This is a genomic window from Flavobacterium sp. LC2016-01, assembly GCF_009711135.1.
Taxonomy (GTDB): Bacteria; Bacteroidota; Bacteroidia; order Flavobacteriales; family Flavobacteriaceae; genus Flavobacterium.
Map to the genome: position 1 here is coordinate 584,486 of NZ_WMIC01000002.1, position 17,819 is coordinate 602,304.

At 34.0% G+C, this 17,819-nt stretch carries 15 protein-coding genes and 2 tRNA genes; 8 read left to right on the forward strand and 9 right to left on the reverse strand.

Annotated features, from left to right (window positions below):
- Position 1: 1 nt before the first annotated feature.
- From GKZ88_RS06840 to GKZ88_RS06860, 5 genes are all read left to right on the forward strand, one after another.
- Positions 2–427 (forward strand): hypothetical protein, encoded by a 426-nt coding sequence (locus tag GKZ88_RS06840; protein ID WP_155101626.1) that lies wholly within the window; start codon positions 2–4, stop codon positions 425–427.
- Positions 428–429: 2 nt separating this feature from the next.
- The gene (locus GKZ88_RS06845) at positions 430–855 is read left to right on the forward strand and encodes a SufE family protein (RefSeq protein WP_155101627.1); all 426 of its coding nucleotides are present in this window, start codon (positions 430–432) and stop codon (positions 853–855) included.
- A 132-nt stretch (positions 856–987) separates the two neighbouring features.
- Entirely contained in the window at positions 988–1,311 is a 324-nt protein-coding gene (locus GKZ88_RS06850; RefSeq protein WP_155101628.1) for a DUF59 domain-containing protein, read from the forward strand.
- Between the two features lie 82 nt (positions 1,312–1,393).
- On the forward strand, positions 1,394–1,903 hold the full coding sequence (locus GKZ88_RS06855) for a DUF2480 family protein (protein WP_155101629.1): 510 nt from the start codon (positions 1,394–1,396) through the stop codon (positions 1,901–1,903).
- 79 nt (positions 1,904–1,982) lie between these two features.
- Positions 1,983–2,933 (forward strand): DUF3078 domain-containing protein, encoded by a 951-nt coding sequence (locus GKZ88_RS06860; RefSeq protein ID WP_155101630.1) that lies wholly within the window; start codon positions 1,983–1,985, stop codon positions 2,931–2,933.
- A 170-nt stretch (positions 2,934–3,103) separates the two neighbouring features.
- Here GKZ88_RS06860 and hflX read toward each other — a convergent pair whose 3' ends face one another.
- The 7 genes from hflX to GKZ88_RS06895 all read right to left on the reverse strand — a co-directional run bounded on the left by hflX (position 3,104) and on the right by GKZ88_RS06895 (position 13,577).
- Entirely contained in the window at positions 3,104–4,345 is a 1,242-nt protein-coding gene (gene hflX / locus GKZ88_RS06865) for a GTPase HflX (protein ID WP_155101631.1), read from the reverse strand.
- Between the two features lie 157 nt (positions 4,346–4,502).
- A complete protein-coding gene (locus tag GKZ88_RS06870; RefSeq protein ID WP_155101632.1) occupies positions 4,503–5,369 on the reverse strand; it encodes a hypothetical protein in 867 nt (288 codons plus the stop codon).
- Positions 5,370–5,487: 118 nt separating this feature from the next.
- Positions 5,488–6,828 (reverse strand): DUF5689 domain-containing protein, encoded by a 1,341-nt coding sequence (locus tag GKZ88_RS06875; RefSeq protein WP_155101633.1) that lies wholly within the window; start codon positions 6,826–6,828, stop codon positions 5,488–5,490.
- Between the two features lie 18 nt (positions 6,829–6,846).
- Positions 6,847–9,663 (reverse strand): carboxypeptidase-like regulatory domain-containing protein, encoded by a 2,817-nt coding sequence (locus GKZ88_RS06880; protein ID WP_155101634.1) that lies wholly within the window; start codon positions 9,661–9,663, stop codon positions 6,847–6,849.
- Positions 9,664–9,887: 224 nt separating this feature from the next.
- A complete protein-coding gene (locus GKZ88_RS06885) occupies positions 9,888–11,111 on the reverse strand; it encodes an MFS transporter (RefSeq protein ID WP_155101635.1) in 1,224 nt (407 codons plus the stop codon).
- Between the two features lie 280 nt (positions 11,112–11,391).
- The gene (locus tag GKZ88_RS06890; protein ID WP_155101636.1) at positions 11,392–12,432 is read right to left on the reverse strand and encodes a Gfo/Idh/MocA family oxidoreductase; all 1,041 of its coding nucleotides are present in this window, start codon (positions 12,430–12,432) and stop codon (positions 11,392–11,394) included.
- A 74-nt stretch (positions 12,433–12,506) separates the two neighbouring features.
- On the reverse strand, positions 12,507–13,577 hold the full coding sequence (locus tag GKZ88_RS06895; RefSeq protein WP_155101637.1) for an NADH:flavin oxidoreductase/NADH oxidase: 1,071 nt from the start codon (positions 13,575–13,577) through the stop codon (positions 12,507–12,509).
- 200 nt (positions 13,578–13,777) lie between these two features.
- Here GKZ88_RS06895 and rseP point away from each other — a divergent pair, with 200 nt between their 5' ends.
- The 3 genes from rseP to GKZ88_RS06910 all read left to right on the forward strand — a co-directional run bounded on the left by rseP (position 13,778) and on the right by GKZ88_RS06910 (position 15,396).
- Complete coding sequence (gene rseP / locus GKZ88_RS06900; protein ID WP_155101638.1) at positions 13,778–15,124, forward strand: RIP metalloprotease RseP; 1,347 nt, start codon at positions 13,778–13,780, stop codon at positions 15,122–15,124.
- 86 nt (positions 15,125–15,210) lie between these two features.
- A tRNA-Asn gene (locus GKZ88_RS06905) sits at positions 15,211–15,284 on the forward strand.
- 38 nt (positions 15,285–15,322) lie between these two features.
- Positions 15,323–15,396: transfer RNA gene (locus tag GKZ88_RS06910), tRNA-Asn, on the forward strand.
- 86 nt (positions 15,397–15,482) lie between these two features.
- On the opposite strand, the gene GKZ88_RS06915 is transcribed toward GKZ88_RS06910, so the two are convergent.
- Positions 15,483–16,175 carry a hypothetical protein gene (locus GKZ88_RS06915; RefSeq protein ID WP_155101639.1) on the reverse strand — a complete coding sequence of 231 codons (693 nt, stop codon included), beginning with the start codon at positions 16,173–16,175 and terminating at the stop codon, positions 15,483–15,485.
- 197 nt (positions 16,176–16,372) lie between these two features.
- Positions 16,373–17,569: a C1 family peptidase gene (locus GKZ88_RS06920; protein ID WP_155101640.1), complete on the reverse strand. Its 1,197-nt coding sequence runs from the start codon at positions 17,567–17,569 to the stop codon at positions 16,373–16,375.
- Positions 17,570–17,819: the final 250 nt, after the last annotated feature.

Below are 17,819 nucleotides of genomic sequence, written 5' to 3' on the forward strand. Positions count from 1 at the left end.
TATGAGAATCTTATCTTTATTGCTCTTAACGCTTTTTATCGGAACGGGATGCTCAAGCCAAAAAAAAGCCGATATGACTTCGACACAAATTGAATATTCGGCAGTTTCCAGAGGTCTTTTCAAAAAGATAATTGTGGAGAATAAAACAGTTTCAGTTACCAATGGAAGAAATGCTCAAGCTGTAGAAAAGAAAATTGACGATGCAAAATGGAAACAAATTGTAACTGAATTTTCGAAAGTGAATTTAGAAAATATTCCAAACTTGAAAGCCCCAACAGAAAAACGTTTTTATGATGGTGCCGCAATAGGAAATTTAAAAATAACTCAAAATCAAAAAACCTACGAAACCAAAGGTTTCGACAATGGTTTTCCTCCAAAGGAAATAGAAAAACTGGTAAATTTACTGGTTGATTTTGCTAAAGAATAATTATGACAATAAAAGAAATTCAAAACGAAATAATAGACGAATTTTCAATGTTCGACGACTGGATGCAACGTTATGAATACATCATCGAACTAGGAAAAAGTCTTCCACTGATTAAAGAAGACTATAAAATAGATGAAAATTTAATCAAAGGTTGCCAGTCAAAAGTTTGGTTGCAAGGTGAACAAAACGACGATAAAATTGTTTTTACTGCAGACAGCGATGCAATTTTGACCAAAGGAATTATCGCGATTTTAATTCGCGCTTTCTCGAATCAAAAAGCAGAAGATATCATAAATGCTGATACTGATTTTATAGACGAAATCGGATTAAAAGAACATTTATCAGCAACACGCGCCAACGGCTTGGTTTCGATGATAAAAAACATCAAAATGTACGCTTTGGCATTTGATGCTAAAAACAAAAATTAAAAAAATTTAAACCATTAAGACATTAAGGTTCATAAAGCTTTAAGCTTAATTTTCTTGGCAATTAGAAGAGAATTAAGTGTACGGCAAAACTTAATTTTCTTAATATCTTAATGGTAAAAACAAAAAATAAAAATGAGCCAAGAAATAGACACAAACGAATTAGGAGAATCAATCGTAAAAGTTTTAAAAGGTATTTACGACCCTGAGATTCCTGTTGATATTTATGAATTAGGATTAATTTACGACGTAATGGTAAACACAGATTACGAAGTAAAAATCTTAATGACATTAACATCTCCAAACTGTCCAGTAGCGGAAAGTTTACCAAGAGAAGTAGAAGAAAAAGTAAAAACAATCGAATACATCAAAGATGTTGATGTTGAAATTACTTTCGATCCGCCTTGGAGCAAAGATTTAATGAGCGAAGAAGCTAAGTTAGAATTAGGAATGCTTTAAAAAATAGTCATAAAGTTGAAAGTCATAAAGTCTAAAGTAAAGGACTTTATGACTTTCGACCTTCGACTTTAAGACTTGACGAATGGAAGAAATCATCAATAAAGTTGCCAATAGTGCTTTAGAAGTTTTTGATCTCGAGGATTATTATCCAAAAGGAATGCGTGTGCAGATTGACATTTCGCAATGGCTTTTGGAAGGATTTTTATTGAAAGAAAAAGACTTTAGAGAGCACTTGAAAAATCACGATTGGTCACAATATCAAGATCAATATGTTGCGGTACATTGCGCTACAGACGCTATTGTTCCGGCTTGGGCCTTAATATTAGTGAGTGTTTATTTAGCGCCTTATGCTAAAAAAGTTGTTAACGGCACAATAGAAGATTTGGATGCAAGTTTGTACGAAGAAATCTTAAAAAACGTAGATTATTCGGCTTATCAAAATAAACCTGTTATTGTGAAAGGATGTTCTAAAAAACCCGTTCCAATGCGTGCTTATATTTTAGCAACAACCTATTTACAGCCATTTGCAAGAAGCATAATGTATGGCGAAGCATGTTCTGCAGTACCTTTATACAAAGAATCTAAGAAATAACCTGCTTTTACAATCAATTAACACTTAAGCTTTTAACGGTTTTTAGTATATTTGTTTATATACTTCTAAACTAAAAACCATGAGAAAGCTAACTGTATTACTTTTCATTTTAGTAAACTTCACATTTTTACAAGCCCAAAATTCAGAGAAAGAGTTAATTCAGAACACTGAAAAAGCCGTAAAAAAAATCAACGATACCATCGAAGGTGAAGGCTGGAAAACCAAAGGAACCGTTTCTCTTTTATTAAATCAGTCGAGTTTTAATAACTGGATTGCGGGAGGTGAAGACAGCTTTTCAGGAACACTAGGAATCAACTACGATTTTAATTATAAAAAAGATGATGTCACTTGGGACAACAAAATTTTAGCATCATACGGTCTTCTGCAAACCAAAAATGATGACTTTACAAAAAAAACAGATGACCGCTTAGAATTCAATTCCATTGTCGGAAAAAAAGCGTTTGGACAATGGTACTACTCCTTCTTCCTAAATTTCAGAACGCAGTTTTCAACCGGTTACATTTACGGCCAAGATGTCAACGGAAAACAAATCAGGACAGAACAAACCAAATTCATGTCTCCTGGTTATCTTACCACAGGTCCCGGAATTTATTGGACAAAAGATGACAATCTTAAAGTAAATTTTGCACCACTAACTTCAAAATTCACTTTTGTAGACAGTGCTTATACAACTGGAATTGATAGATTTACAGGTCTGCCATATATTGACGGTAATTATTTTGGTGTTGATGAAGGTAAAAGTATGCGTTACGAACTAGGTTTCTATGCCTCTATTTATTACAAATTGGCAATCATGACTAACGTAACGGCCGAAAACACTCTTAATCTTTATTCAAACTATCTTGAAGACCCACAAAACGTAGATATCAATTATTCGCTGAATATTATCATGAAAGTCAACAAATTTTTATCAGCCAATTTATCCTTCCAGGCTATTTATGATGATAATGCATTTGCAGGACTGCAAACCAGAGAAGTATTTGGTTTAGGAGTTAACTTCGGATTTTAATTTGAAACTTAAAACCTCTTATATTTTACCGCAAAGAACGCTAAGGTTTTTAATAAATTAATTGGTTTTACATAAACACAAAGTTCGCAAAGCTAAATCTACATTTAGCTTTGCGAACTTTGTGTTTTGTGAAGATACTTTACTATAATTTTGGCGCTCTTCGCGGTAAATTAATTTTCTTCTTGCTCTTCTTCTTTCTCGATTGCATCTTTATAATCCGGATACAAAAACTTGTTATAAGGAAATCTAGTAATATGAATTTGTCTTACCGCTTCATAAACTCTTTCTCTGAATTCCTCAAAATTTTCTTTATTCGTAGCCGAAATAAACAATGCATTTTCTTCTCCTAAACGATGCATCCAAGTTGATTTCCATTCATCAAGTGTATAATGTCTTGGTGTTTTTTCGGTCATTAAATCATCTTCATCAATCGTCAAATGTTTGTAAGCGTCAATTTTATTGAAAACCATAATTACAGGTTTTTCATGCGCTTTAATATCATGTAAAGTCTGATTAACCGATTCAATATGATCTTCAAAATCAGGATGCGAAATGTCTACAATATGCAGAAGCAAATCAGCTTCGCGAACCTCATCAAGCGTACTTTTAAAAGAATCTACCAATTGTGTTGGCAATTTTCTAATAAAACCTACTGTATCTGAAAGCAAAAATGGCAGGTTTTTAATCACCACTTTTCGAACCGTTGTGTCTAAAGTTGCGAATAATTTATTCTCAACAAACACATCACTTTTTCCAACTGCATTCATCAAAGTCGATTTTCCAACATTGGTGTAACCAACTAGAGCAACGCGCACCATCGCGCCACGATTGCTTCTTTGGACACCCATTTGTTTGTCAATCGTTTTGATTTTGTCTTTCAATAACGAAATTCGGTCACGAACAATACGTCTGTCCGTTTCAATCTCCGTTTCTCCAGGACCACGCATACCAATACCACCTTTCTGACGCTCAAGGTGCGTCCATAAACCGGAAAGTCTTGGCAATAAATAAATACATTGTGCCAATTCAACCTGAGTTCTTGCGTACGAACTTTCGGCTCTCTGTGCAAAAATATCTAGGATTAAATTTGTTCTGTCTAAGATTTTGCAATCTATAATTCTGGAAATGTTTTTTTGCTGTGAAGGCGACAATTCATCGTCAAAAATTAAAGTCGATATATTGTTTTCTTTTACAAAAAGATTGATTTCTTCAATTTTTCCCGTTCCCATAAAAGTCTTCGGGTTTGGGCGTTCCATTTTTTGCGAAAAGCGTTTAATCACTTCACCGCCTGCGGTAAAAGTCAAAAACTCTAATTCGTCCAAATATTCGTTAAGTTTTTCCTCACTTTGATTTTGAGTCACAATACCAACAATGGCAGTTCTTTCAAAATTTATAACTTCTTTTTCTAACATAGCTTTGAATAAGGTGCAAATTTAATCATTTGTAAAACACTAATCCTTATAGAATTCCGTTTTTAAGTTCGATTTAGGAAATTACAGCTTTTATAAAAAACAAAACCATCCAGAAAACTAATTTCTAAATGGTTTTTTATATTTAAACTGCGATTTTTTATTCGTAAATAAATGTTGTTTCTGTTTTTACAATTCCGTTTTCCTCAATCTGAGAACATGAAATTGGGAAATTCAGTTTATTGTATTTGTACTTTCTGCTTACCGCAACTAATGCAGTAGATGATGGACTGAAATTCATTTCATTATTATACGAAATTGATTCAAAAGCAAATTCTTCTTCATGATACGAAATCATTGGTACAATTATTTTATAATTATCACCAAAAAGACTCTGAACAATTAATTGATCAACCGACTTTTTATCGTCATAAGTAAATGATTTTGAGATTTTATCTCCAACCAAACCTTTGTGTTTTGAAACATTATCGTTTACATAAACGTACTCAATTTTACCAATAATCTGTTTATTTCTGTCGCGAGAAGTACGTCTTACAATGATTCCGTTTTCAACAATATACTCAATATCATCAACTAAATTCTGGTGATTTGTACTTTTCTTAGTCGTTACTTTTACTCTAGCTCCTTCGTAAAAAAACGTCACCACTTTTGTAATGTAATCAGGTCCTTCCTGATATTTTTTTACAAATTTGATGATATTGTTATCTGCATCATAAGAATAGTTCACAACTTCTTTCCAGTCGCTTCCTACTTTGTCTTTTACAGTCATGTCGAGCAGGCCATTTTTATTATAAGAAAAATGCTGTACAACATCTGAAGTAGTAATTGTTTGAACTTTTCCTTCTTTAAATACAAACGTTTTGTTTACAATTTCACCATCTTTAGAATTCTGGTAATTTGTCTTTACAACGTTGATTTGCTTTAATTTAACTGCATCAGGCTGATCCTGGCTGTGCATCAGGAATGGAGATACCATCATCAAGATGGCGATAAAGTAGGTTTTCATGTGGTATTTGTATTAATTTGGGATGACCAAAATACAAAATTCTGACAAATTTTAACTGCTTAAACCTCAAAAACAATTGCTATTAATTTTTCTTCATCAAAATCACAAAAACAACAACCTACTTTTCGCCAAAAATCTTAACATCATCAACCATAAAAGCACCGTTCAAAGTTTTGTCTTTTCCAGATCCAACGTATCTGAAACCTATATTTATATTTCCAGAATATGCTGATAAATCGATACCGCCAGAACTAATAAATTGACGTGCAGGAGCAGTTAACGACGGAACTTTTGCTTCTAATTTTGTCCATTTTGCTTTAGCAATATTAGAACCATCAAAGTTTGTCGAAATATAAACTTCTAAAGTATTTAATGGCGAATCGGCCTTTAAATCATGTTGTGCACTTCTAAAAGATAATACTGCGTTTTTATAGCCTGATAAATTAATTTTTGGAGAAATCAGCCAGGCAATATTTTCGGCTGCGGTTGTACCTGTAGTATTAAACTCAGCATAACCATTTCCTGAATACACCATGCTTTTCCATAATTTGGTGGCTTTTTCGACAATATTGCTCCAGCCTGGAAGCACAAAATTCAGATTATTTTTAACCGACTGAAAATCTTCTGAAAAAAACGGATTATTTCGTTTTTCGTTCATAGTAATATCACTTTCAAATCGAACCATAAATTGATAATCAGATCCAAATTTGGTCAAAATCCCACGGACTTTACCGCTTCCTTCTGGTACAAAATGATCTGCAAATTTTGCATAACTGCTAGTTCTAAAAATAATCTGGTTTCCTGCCTTGTCTCTCAAATTCCAATTTGTTGATCCGCCAACATTATTTGTTTCTTCAAAATAATGACGGCCTAAGGCTTCTTCTGTAAATTCAACATTATTGAGCTCTATTAAAGTATTTAATTTCGAATCATTTAGAGCTTCTTCAATCGAAAGCGATTCAACTAATTCATTTTCATTGACAATTGTACAAGAAGCATTTAGAACATTTTTAATTTCATTTTGCGAAATTCTCCCAATTGTTGGATCACCAGCGTTGCTGACATATAAATTTCCAATTCGTAATCCACCATAATACAAATCTGTAAATTGATCTTTAAGTTTTATGTAAACCTTATTTCCCACTCTGTAATCTATATACGTATTTGAAGCATCAACAGGAACACTAAATCCTATTGCAGGAAGTTCTTCTGTTGCTTTAGTCTGAAACGAAATGGTTTTAAAAAAATTTCCGTCTTCATCACTTGATACTGCATAAGCTTCAATAATATCATCATATGAATATTGTTTTGCAGTTGGGCTCGAAAGTTCAGAGACTTTTTCGACAGTTTTATTCACCTCGAAATCAGGCTGTGTGCAGACTAATTTTGGCGTTTCAATTTCAGTGCTGCAACTGCAGAAAAACAAGAATGAAATAAAATAGAGAAGTAATTTTTTCATGAGAAATAAGTTTTCAATTTATAAACCGAGAGTAAGATTTAAAAAATAAATTCGGCCGTAACTGTAATAATATTTTGGTCCAAACGATGGTGTTCCGCTTGAAACATCTTGATTTAATGCTCTGAAATTAGCATTTCTAGCCTGCTCAAAACCGCCCGTTTTATATACTAAATTCAACAGATTATTAATACTGGCAAAGAGTCCAATATATTTTTGGCGAACACGCCAAGATTTTCCTCCACTGATATTAAGCAAGGTTACAGGATTAAATTTTTCCTGTTTCAGCAATTCATTTCCTCGTTCAGAAGTGGCTTCGGGAAAAGGAAAACCATTCACTGGATTAATATAAAATTGAGCTGTTCTTGAAATTGGTGAAACATCAATATAATTATCTGTCAAATAATTTATATTAGTAGCAAGCCACCAAAATTTGGGATCACGATATTCTAAACCAAATGAAACAGCATTTTGAGGCGTTCCGGCTTGTCTGTAATTTTTAAGATAGGCACGCCCAAAATCAAAAGTGGTCTGAGCACCATCTTTAGAAGCGTTTGCATCATTTGTAATCGAAACATTTGGATTACTGCTATAGATAAAGTTTCCGTAAGCAGCAGAAAAAGTGGTTTTAAAAGTTGGAGAAATTTGATATTCAAAACTTAACTCAGCGCCTGTATTTTTCTTGTCTAATTTCGTCAAAGTTTGGCTAACGAAAGCATCCGTTGGATCGTAACCCGTGCCCTTCTCAAATATTCCTTCGGCATAAAAGAAAGAAGTTTTAGAAGTGTTTTTTATTAAAGTATAATAAGCCGTAAAACGCAATTTGAGTTTTGGTGAGCGATACACATAATTCGCTTCGACGCTGGTTACATTTTCACTTTCAATTCCGTTCACTATAGTATTATTCAAGCGTGAATTAGAAAATGTATTTCTCAAAGATGGTGCTCTAGTAAGGTGTTCGCCATTGAAGAAAAACAATTGTCTGCCTGAAATTTTATAAGTGAATCCGCCTTTAAAACCAAAATTCTCAAAAGTTGCTCTTTCGCTTTTTCCTAAAGAATTCTTAGCGTAAATCCCGTTTTGATACAATCCTTCACGCTGATAATTGGAAATTGAATAGGACTGTCCCAGATAAAATTCGAATTTATTATAGGAGAATTTAAACTGCGTAAAAGCATCGATCGTATTGGCTAAAAAATTATAATTATAACCATAAACATCCCCTTCTTTTACTTGCCGATCCGGATGCTGTAAATCGGATTGGGATAAATTTCCTTTATAAAACGGATCAATATCTACAAAATATTCTCCTCCAAGAAGATCGAGCAAATACTGAAAATTGTGTGATTTTAAATTCCGATAAACCATTCCTGCGTCAAAAGAAAGGTTTGAATTAATCAGAGAATTTAAGGTTGAATTTAACGCAAAAGTTTTATCATCTGTTCTGTCTTCATAAAGAACATAATGGCTTTGTGCAGGTTCATAACCATTTTGACCCGGTTTTTGATTTGCCAGATACATGGCATTCCAATCAATTTGGGAATTTGACAGAAATGTTGTTTTGCTTTTTTCAGCATTTTGATAATCTGGAGTAAAATCTCCTGAAAATTCGCCATGATCTTTGGCGTAAAGCGAACTAAAATAGCTTGGCATTTTTCGGTAATAAACGGGATCTGGACTATTGGCATTTTGATAATCAATATTGGTGTTTCCCACTTTCCCAAACTGATACATTATTCCCGAATTCAGATTGTTTTTTTCATCGATTTTAAAATAATGATTCAGCATGAAGAGCGGTTCTTCAATATTTTTTACTCTTGCATTTCGTTTTTTATCGCTCTGAAATCCCCAATACGAACTGTATTTTTCTCCCATCAATGCGACTGCTTCATCCGTATTTGGAGAATTTTTTCCACGGGAATTTGGTGTGTAAAATCCAGTAAAATTAAGTGATTGTCTGTTATTTAATTTCTTCTCTACGCTTATAAAAAAAGAATCTGCATTGAAATTTGTTCCTTCAAAATAGCCTTCACCAGCCCATCTTTTTCCTGCTGAAATTGCATAAGCCCAGCCCGAAGCGTTCATTCCTGAAGCGTACGTTCCTATGGCGCGCCAAGTATAAGCTGAATTGCTTCCTGAAAAAGTGAGCTGTGTACCTTTTCTATATAAAGAAGCTCGTGTAGCAATTTGTTGTGTTCCTAAAACGCCTCCAAAAGTATAATTTGAAACAGCGGCGCCAATTGAAAATTCCTGATTTCGGAGTACATTATTTAAACCTCCCCAATTATTCCACTGCGGTCGTCTGTCGTAGATTTTATTCATTGTCATGCCGTTGAGCATCATAGTACCGTTTTCATTGTCTAGACCGCGAACTTTAAATCGGGCTTGCCCCCAATTAAAACCAGAAGCTTGCATAAAAGCATCTTTTGAAGACTGTAAAAGCCCAGAAGTCATTTCTGACGAACTGTTGTCATCAGACAAATCAGTATCTAAAAGTGTAATTAATGCGGCCGGAGTTTCATCAGTATATAAATCTTCAAGTTGAAGTGTTCCGAGATAAACGATCTGTCCAAATTTAGACTGAATTTTAAGAAGCAAATCTTTGAAACCTTGACTATGAATCAACAGCAATTGTTCTCCGTTTACAGAAGAATGCAGTTCAAATTGACCCGTTTTTGAAGTAAGTTTTGTTATGGAAGTATTTTGAATTGTAACCACAACATTCTCGAGAGGATTTTGCGTTTTAGCATCAATTACAATCCCTCTAAAAATTGTTTCTTGTGCAAAGGCAAAATTAAAAGAGCATAGAAGTAAAAACCCGAAGTATTTTTTTATCATTAAAGTTCCAATTTATTTCTGAAAATTATTTTCGGATTTTCATCCTATTCAAAAGATAAAATTGGTTTTTGGAAAAAGTAAATTGATTTAAATTCTTAAATCATGAAATTCAAATGTAAAGAAAACATTTATATTTATAAATATTTTCTTACTAATATTTTGGTTGAAATTTAAAATTATTTAAGTAGATTTGCCTATTTTTTGGTTTTTTTACCATTAAATTTTTAAACTGTAGTTCTAATTTTAGAAACCATAAAAGCAATCAGAACACCAAAGATTCCGATAAAAGCAAAAGAGAATTGAAGTCCAAAATTCTCAGCAATGTGACCAATAACAGGAGGTCCCATTAAAAATCCTAAGAAACTTACGCTAGAAACTATGGTTAAAGCTTCGCCTGGCGGAACTGTCGGGTTTTTTCCTGCCATGCTGTAAACGGTAGGAACTATGGTAGCTACACCCAAACCAACTGCCATAAAAGCAATGGTACAAGGAATTAAATAAGGAAGAAAAACAGCTGTAAAAAGTCCGCCCGAAATCATGACACCGCTAATCTGCATCACACGTTCACGCCCGAATTTATTGATCAATCCGTCACCTAAGAATCTTCCGCTGGCCATCATAATCATAAACGAGGTATAACCCAAAATTACTAACGGGCCGGGAGCTTTTACAATATCTTTGAAATATACACCGCTCCAGTCAAACATTACACCTTCGCTGGCCATACTGCAAAATCCAATTACGCCAAGCCAAATTAAAGCACTGTCTGGTTTTGCGAATAATTTTTTCTTCTCGCCTTTATCTTTGTGTTTGATTTTTTCTTTGGCTTTGACCAAAAATTTAAAATTAAAGGCAACCATCAACAATACTACGATGCCGACAATTATAAAATGATGTAACGGTGATAAATTTAACGCCAACATTCCGAGTCCAACTAGAGCTCCCGAAAATCCAGCAAAACTCCACATTCCGTGAAACGAAGACATGATTGTTTTTCTAAAAAGTACTTCGGTATAAACACCTTGCGTATTTACAGCGATATTGGCTAAGTTTCCAAATAATCCAAATAAAAACAAACCCAATGACAATTGAAGCGCTGTTGTTGCCAGACCTAAATTGACCAGGCACAAAACGTACATAATTAGAGAGAAGACTAAAATGCGGTGACTTCCAAATTTAGTAACCATTTTTCCTGAAAAAGGCATGATGATCAATTGTCCCATTGGCAAAGCAAAAAGTATCGAACCCAGATCGCCTTCGGATAAATGCAAAGCGGTTTTTATATCCGGAATTCGGCTTGCCCAAGTGGCAAAACTCAACCCCATTCCGAAATAAAACATTCCGACAGCAAAACGAATTCGGTTTAAATAAGAAGCTTTTGCTTCTCTAAAAACTTTCTTGATTTTTCCTTTTGTCTGAAAAAGTTCTAGCGGATTGAAATTTATCAAAATCGATGCATTTTGGGATTATACCATAAAAGTACAAAAAAGCTGTGTATTTCTTTCACCGTTCAAATTGTTCCTTTATTTACAACGTTATTGTTTATAAATTGCTGTGTTTTTGGCCCACGGATTGTACGGATTAAACTGATTTACACGGATTGCAATTATTATTTGACATAAAAAAAGACGCACTGCTGTGCGTCTCTACGATTTATATTATTTCATTTTTAACCACACATTATAAATTAAAACCAGTTTAATCCGTACAATCAGCGGGCTATAATTTCTATAAACGAATTACTGTTCGTTGTGCATTACTTGCGATTGCTGCTTCAATAATCTGCATAACTTTTATTCCGTCTCGGCCGGTAACTGGTTCTGTTGTATCGTTTATAATCGAATTATAAACGCCGTCAAAAAAACAGAAATAATTCCCTTGTAATGTTGGTACTTTTTCGCGAATTACTTTTCCGTCAATTTCGGTATGAAGCAAACCTTGAAGTTCTTCCGGTTCTGTTCCCCACGATTCTAAATTTGGCTTTTTTCCGATTTTCAATTCGTCTTCCTGAACGTCGCCTCTTGGTTTTAAAAACGAACCTTTTTTACCGTGAATCGTATAAGCAGGATTGGCTTCTCTCACAAAAAAACCTGCTTTTAAACGCACTCTGAATTTTTCATAAATCAAAAGCAAATCAAACCAATCATCTACTAAAGAATTTTGTCTGGTAAAACGGATATCCCCAAAAACCGATTTTGGAGAACCAAATAAACAGATCGCCTGATCGATAATATGTGGCCCTAAATCTTTTAAAACTCCGGCGCCGTCATTAGCTGTTTCTTTATGTGCTTTAGGGCTCAACAACGGATTGTATCTGTCAAAATGAAATTCAGCTTCGACTAATTCTCCTAAAACTCCTTCGTTGATTATTTTTTGAATGGTTTTAAAATCACTGTCCCATCTTCTGTTTTGAAAAACGGCCAATTTTAATCCTTTGTCTTTTGCAATTTGCGTCAGCTCTTCGGCTTCTGCAACTGTTGTGGTAAAAGCTTTTTCAACAACGGCATGTTTTCCTGCCAAAAGTACTTTTTTAGCATATTCGTAATGCGTGCCAACTGGTGTGTTTACGATTACCAAATCAACATCATCTGCCAATAAATCATCGATTGAAGGATAACTTTTAACGTATGGATAATCTTCCTGAATTAATTTTTTAGTTCTTTCCCAAGATCCTAATAATTCAAAACCGGGATGAATATCTAAAAACGGAGCGTGAAAAACTTTTCCCGACATTCCGTATGATAATAGTGCTGTTTTTATTTTTTGCATTTTGTTATGTTTTTTTTTCCGCCACGAATTCACGAATTTTAAAAATAAATTCGTGAATTCGTGGCGGAAAAATATTATAGTTTAGCTCTTTCGTATTGTTTTGGCCAATGAATATCGTCGTGTAATGCTGCGGCGAAATCTAAAGGCAGATTCGGATTTCTTAATGATTCTCTGGCAAACAAAATTAAGTCAGCCTGACCATTATTCAAAATTTCTTCTGCTTGTTTGGCTTCCGTAATTAAACCTACCGCTCCCGTCAAAATATTCGCTTCTTTTTTAATCTTTTCTGCAAAAGAAACCTGATAACCCGGACCAATTGCGATTTTTTGATGCGAAACCAATCCTCCAGACGAAACATCGATTAAATCTACTCCTTTTTCTTTTACTATTTTAGCAAGCTGTACCGATTCTTCAGGATTCCATCCGCCTTCTGCCCAATCTGTTGCCGAAATTCTAACAATTAAAGGTAAATCTGAAGGCCATTCAGTTTGAACTGCTTCTAGGATTTCTAAAGTAAATCGGATTCTGTTTTCAAAACTTCCACCATATTCATCGGTTCTCGCATTTGTTAAAGGTGATAAAAACTGGTGCAGCAAATAGCCGTGCGCCGCATGAATTTCTAAAACTTTATATCCTGCTTCAACTACTCTTTTTGTTGCTGTTTTAAAATCAGAAATCACTTTCTGAATTCCGTTTTTATCTAAAGCTTCAGGAAGAAACGGTTCGTTATCGTGATAAGGAATCGCACTTGGCGCAACAGTCTGCCATCCGCCTTGAGCGAAATCTAATTTTTTATTTCCGAGCCAAGGTGAGGAAACGCTCGCTTTTCGCCCGGCATGCGCCAATTGAATTCCGGGAATGGAATTTTGTGAAACGATAAATTCGTTGATTTCTTTGAGTTTTGCGATATGCTCGTCTTTCCAAATTCCGAGATCAGTAGGAGAAATTCTTGCCTCAGGAGAAACTGCAGTAGCTTCCTGAATAATCAATCCTGCTCCACCGCTTGCACGGCTTCCTAAATGAACCAGATGCCAATTGTTTGCAAATCCGTCTTCGGCTGAATATTGACACATTGGCGAAATGACAATTCTATTTTTTAAAGTGATATTTTTTAATGTTAAAGCAGAAAATAATTGTGAAGCCATATTTGTAACTTTTAATAGTTTTAGACTACCAATTGAAGACAGCAGCCTTATAAAAAGTAAAGTTACGGTATCCTTATAAAAGGAGAAATCTAAATGTTTATTAATTAACAAACATTTAAAACCTTAAGTATTATATTGCGGGCTTAAATTAAATTTTAAAACGTTACTTTTGTGCGTTAAATACGAACTAAAATTATAAAATGGATATAGTTATCAAACTCTCTCAATTTCTATTGAGTTTATCTTTACTTATTATTCTTCACGAATTAGGGCATTTTATCCCTGCAAAATTGTTTAAAACAAGAGTCGAAAAATTTTACTTATTTTTTGATGTTAAATATTCTCTATTAAAAAAGAAAATCGGCGAAACAGAATACGGAATTGGATGGCTACCTCTTGGCGGTTATGTGAAAATTTCTGGAATGATCGACGAAAGTATGGACAAAGAACAAATGGCTTTGCCTCCTCAACCGTGGGAATTTCGTTCTAAACCAGCTTGGCAGCGTTTGATCATTATGCTTGGTGGTGTTACGGTAAACTTTATCCTAGCTTTTATCATATATATAGGTATGGCTTTCGTTTTTGGTGATACTTATATTGCAAATACCGATTTGAAAGACGGTGTATGGGTAACTAATCCTGCCATTGAAAAAGCGGGTGTTCAAACTGGGGATAAAATTATTGCCGTTAATGGCAAAAAAATGGATCGATACGATGATATCGCCAAAAATTTGTACATGGCTAATGAAGTTACCATTGAAAGAAACAATGAAGAAAAAACAATTAAGTTTCCTGTCAACATTATTAATAAAATCAGCAACTCTGGAGTAAAACATTCTTTAGTTGAAATGAGAATTCCGTTTATTGTTTCAGGATTTGAAAAAGATTCTCCGAATGATAAAAATTTAAAAACTGCTGATATTATCACACATTTTGACGGTGCTCCATTAAATTATGCAGATGAAGCTGTGGCAAGATTTAAAAATCATGAAGGAAAAATAGTTCCAATTACAATTAAAAGAGGTGATAAAATCATTCAGACTACTTTAAAATTTAATAATAAGTCTAAATCTGGAGTAGCTTACGCGGTGAGAATACCTTATTCTAATATCGAGAAACTGGGACTTTATACAGTAAACCGTCAAAAATTTGGCTTTTTTGAATCAATTCCAATTGGAATCAATATGGGAGTAAACGGACTTATTGATTATGGAACGCAGCTTAAAAAGATATTTAATCCTAAAACCGAAGCTTATAAAGAAGTAGGTGGATTTGCGGCTATTTTCAATGTTTTTCCAGATTCTTGGAGCTGGGAAGCTTTCTGGTCAATCACTGCTTTATTGTCAATTATGCTTGGAGTTATGAATTTATTGCCAATTCCGGCTCTTGATGGAGGTCATGTGATGTTTTTATTATACGAAATTATTAGTGGCAAAAAACCAAGCGATAAATTCCTTGAAAACGCCCAAATGGTTGGCTTCGTACTACTTATAGCGTTGCTTTTGTTCGCAAATGGAAACGACATTTATAAGGCAATTATGAAGTAGAAAAAAAAATGAATAAAAAGAGTTAAAATATTTTTGAGAAACTAAAAATTCGATTATATTTGCACTCGCTAAAAAGAGCAACACTTTCCTCCTTAGCTCAGTTGGTTAGAGCATCTGACTGTTAATCAGAGGGTCCTTGGTTCGAGCCCAAGAGGGGGAGCAACTTTTTTTAGCAAACATATTTACCTTTAAGGTGATTCCTCCTTAGCTCAGTTGGTTAGAGCATCTGACTGTTAATCAGAGGGTCCTTGGTTCGAGCCCAAGAGGGGGAGCTTAAAAAAAAAGACTATCATTACGATAGTCTTTTTTTTTGTTTTATATCAAAGTAAAGTTCATCTCTTCATTCTTTCTGTTTTTTTTATTGTTTCGCTACTTTATTAGATGGATTTTTGCTTTCAAACAATACCATCATCTCATTTGCTTTTTCTGGCTTGTTAATTGCTTTTAATGACTCTGCACAGCGATAGTAGTAAATAGGATCTAGATTTTTACCTACTTCAAGCAGTTCTTCATAATATTTTGCTGCAGCTTCCATGTCACCTTCAAAATACGATTTGTCTGCTACTTTTTTAAGCATATCGGTGTTTTTATAACCTTTATCCACCACTTTTGTGTAGGTTTTTGAAATATCGATGTCGATGTATTTTTTAGTTTCCGCAGGACGCGCTACTGCGACTTTTACCGGCTCCACTTTTTCATCAGGAATATCGATAACCACTTTTGACATTAGAGGTACATTGGTTTGTTTTAATTTGGCTTTTCTATAAATTGGAGTTACTGTTCTCGTATTATTTGGGCCGAGATCGTAGGTATTTACCATATCTAGTTTTGAAACTTCATATTTTGTAACTCTTCTTCCAAAAGTCATATTAATTGTTTCTTCAACATAGTAAGCTTCTATAACAAGATCATTATCTGTTTTATTGTTTGACTGTAACTGTGTATTTCCAGCTGCCGCAATGATAGGAGCTTTTGAAGCCGCCCGCTGTGCAAAACAGCAAAAAGGAACAACACATACAATTGTCACAAAAATTTCTGCATAATTTTTCATGATAAATTGATTAAGTTCTGTTTATTTCAAAAAACTATAGTAAAGTTAGTCATAGTTCCTTTTTTATGTTTATTTCACCCGTAAACAACCTTAAAAGACGTTTAAGTACTGTTTTTATGCACTGGAAGTGACAAAAAATCAAAAAAAATAGCGCCACAATTGCTTGGGCGCTATTATTATTTTAAGTCGGAATAAAACTAAACTCCTAATTTCTTAGCAATATCGCTTGGAATTCCACCTTTGTTTACCATTAAGGCAGTTGTTTTGTATTTCACGAAATTTTTGGTTACAAACAAGAAACCTTTATAGTCGTTTGTTTCTCCCCAAGAATTTTTTACGATATAATATTCTTTTCCTGTTTGATCTTTTGCAATACCAATAATATGCATTCCATGATCATCAGTTGTGGTGTAATTATCAAACGCTGCCTGACGCATTTCTGGCGTAATTTCTGGTTCTGCTTTTGGTCCGTTGAACATGTCTGCTTTTTCTTCAGCCGTCATGTCGTCGAATTTTTTTGTCGGAACATAAGCAACACCATTTTTCCAGCTAAAGCTTTTCTCACTTACATCTGTTGCCCAAGCTACAGTATATCCTTTTTTCAAAGCATTGTCAATAACATCGGTCATGTCGTTTACTTTTACATTGTAAACTTGATCTAATGACCAGTTGTCTGGCACCATTAAAGTTGTTTTTTGGTAATATGGAGAAGTTGTAAACGAAGACATTTCAATATATTCGTCTGGATTGATGCCTACTACTTCTTTAGCAAACGACTGTGGTGTATAACTTTTCCCTTTGTAAGTGAAATTATCCGGCACTTTTCCTAAATAAGAATCAATAACTGCCGCGTAAGCTTTTTGCCAGTTTGGAGTCAATTCTCCATTTGGATTTTTAACAACAGCTGTCAAAACGCCTTCGATAAGCGCAGCCATTTCGGCAAATTTATTTTTGTCTGTTCCGTAGTTTAAACCTGTGTAAACTTCCCTTGGAACAGTTCCGTATTTTTTATACATATTGATTACATCATGAAGCGAACCTCCGTCACCTAATGTAGTTGCACCATGCATACGCACATAATTTACGCCTTTGTCAACATATACATTTCTTGCCGAAAAAACCTGAGACAATTCTACTGGCTGTTTTCCTAAACGAATCATTTCTGATTCTAAAAATGAGTTTGAAGCATAACTCCAGCAAGTTCCAGAAGATCCCTGAGCTTTTACTGATGTTGTTCCTAAGTTAACTACTTCGGTGAATTTAAAGTTCTCTTTACTTTTATCACTTGCATTTAACTTTAATGAGTTTACCAAAATGTCTTGTGCAAAACAGCCACTCACACCAACTAAAAAAGCCGATGCTGCAAAAACTGATTTCATTGTATTTTTATACATAATCAAAAGATTTAAAAAGTTAACTTATTAGTAACCTAATTTTATTTTTGTTACAAATCAATTAAATATCAGGTAAAAAAACTATTGTTTTTGCGTTAATTTTTATACAATGTTTTTATTATACATTAAAACCTTACAAATAATGCAATCTGATTTTTTTTAATTAGATAATGTGGCAATTAGATAATTAGATCATTTTCTTTAAAATCTTAATTTTAAAATACTCGTTATTATTAACAAATAAGTAGTA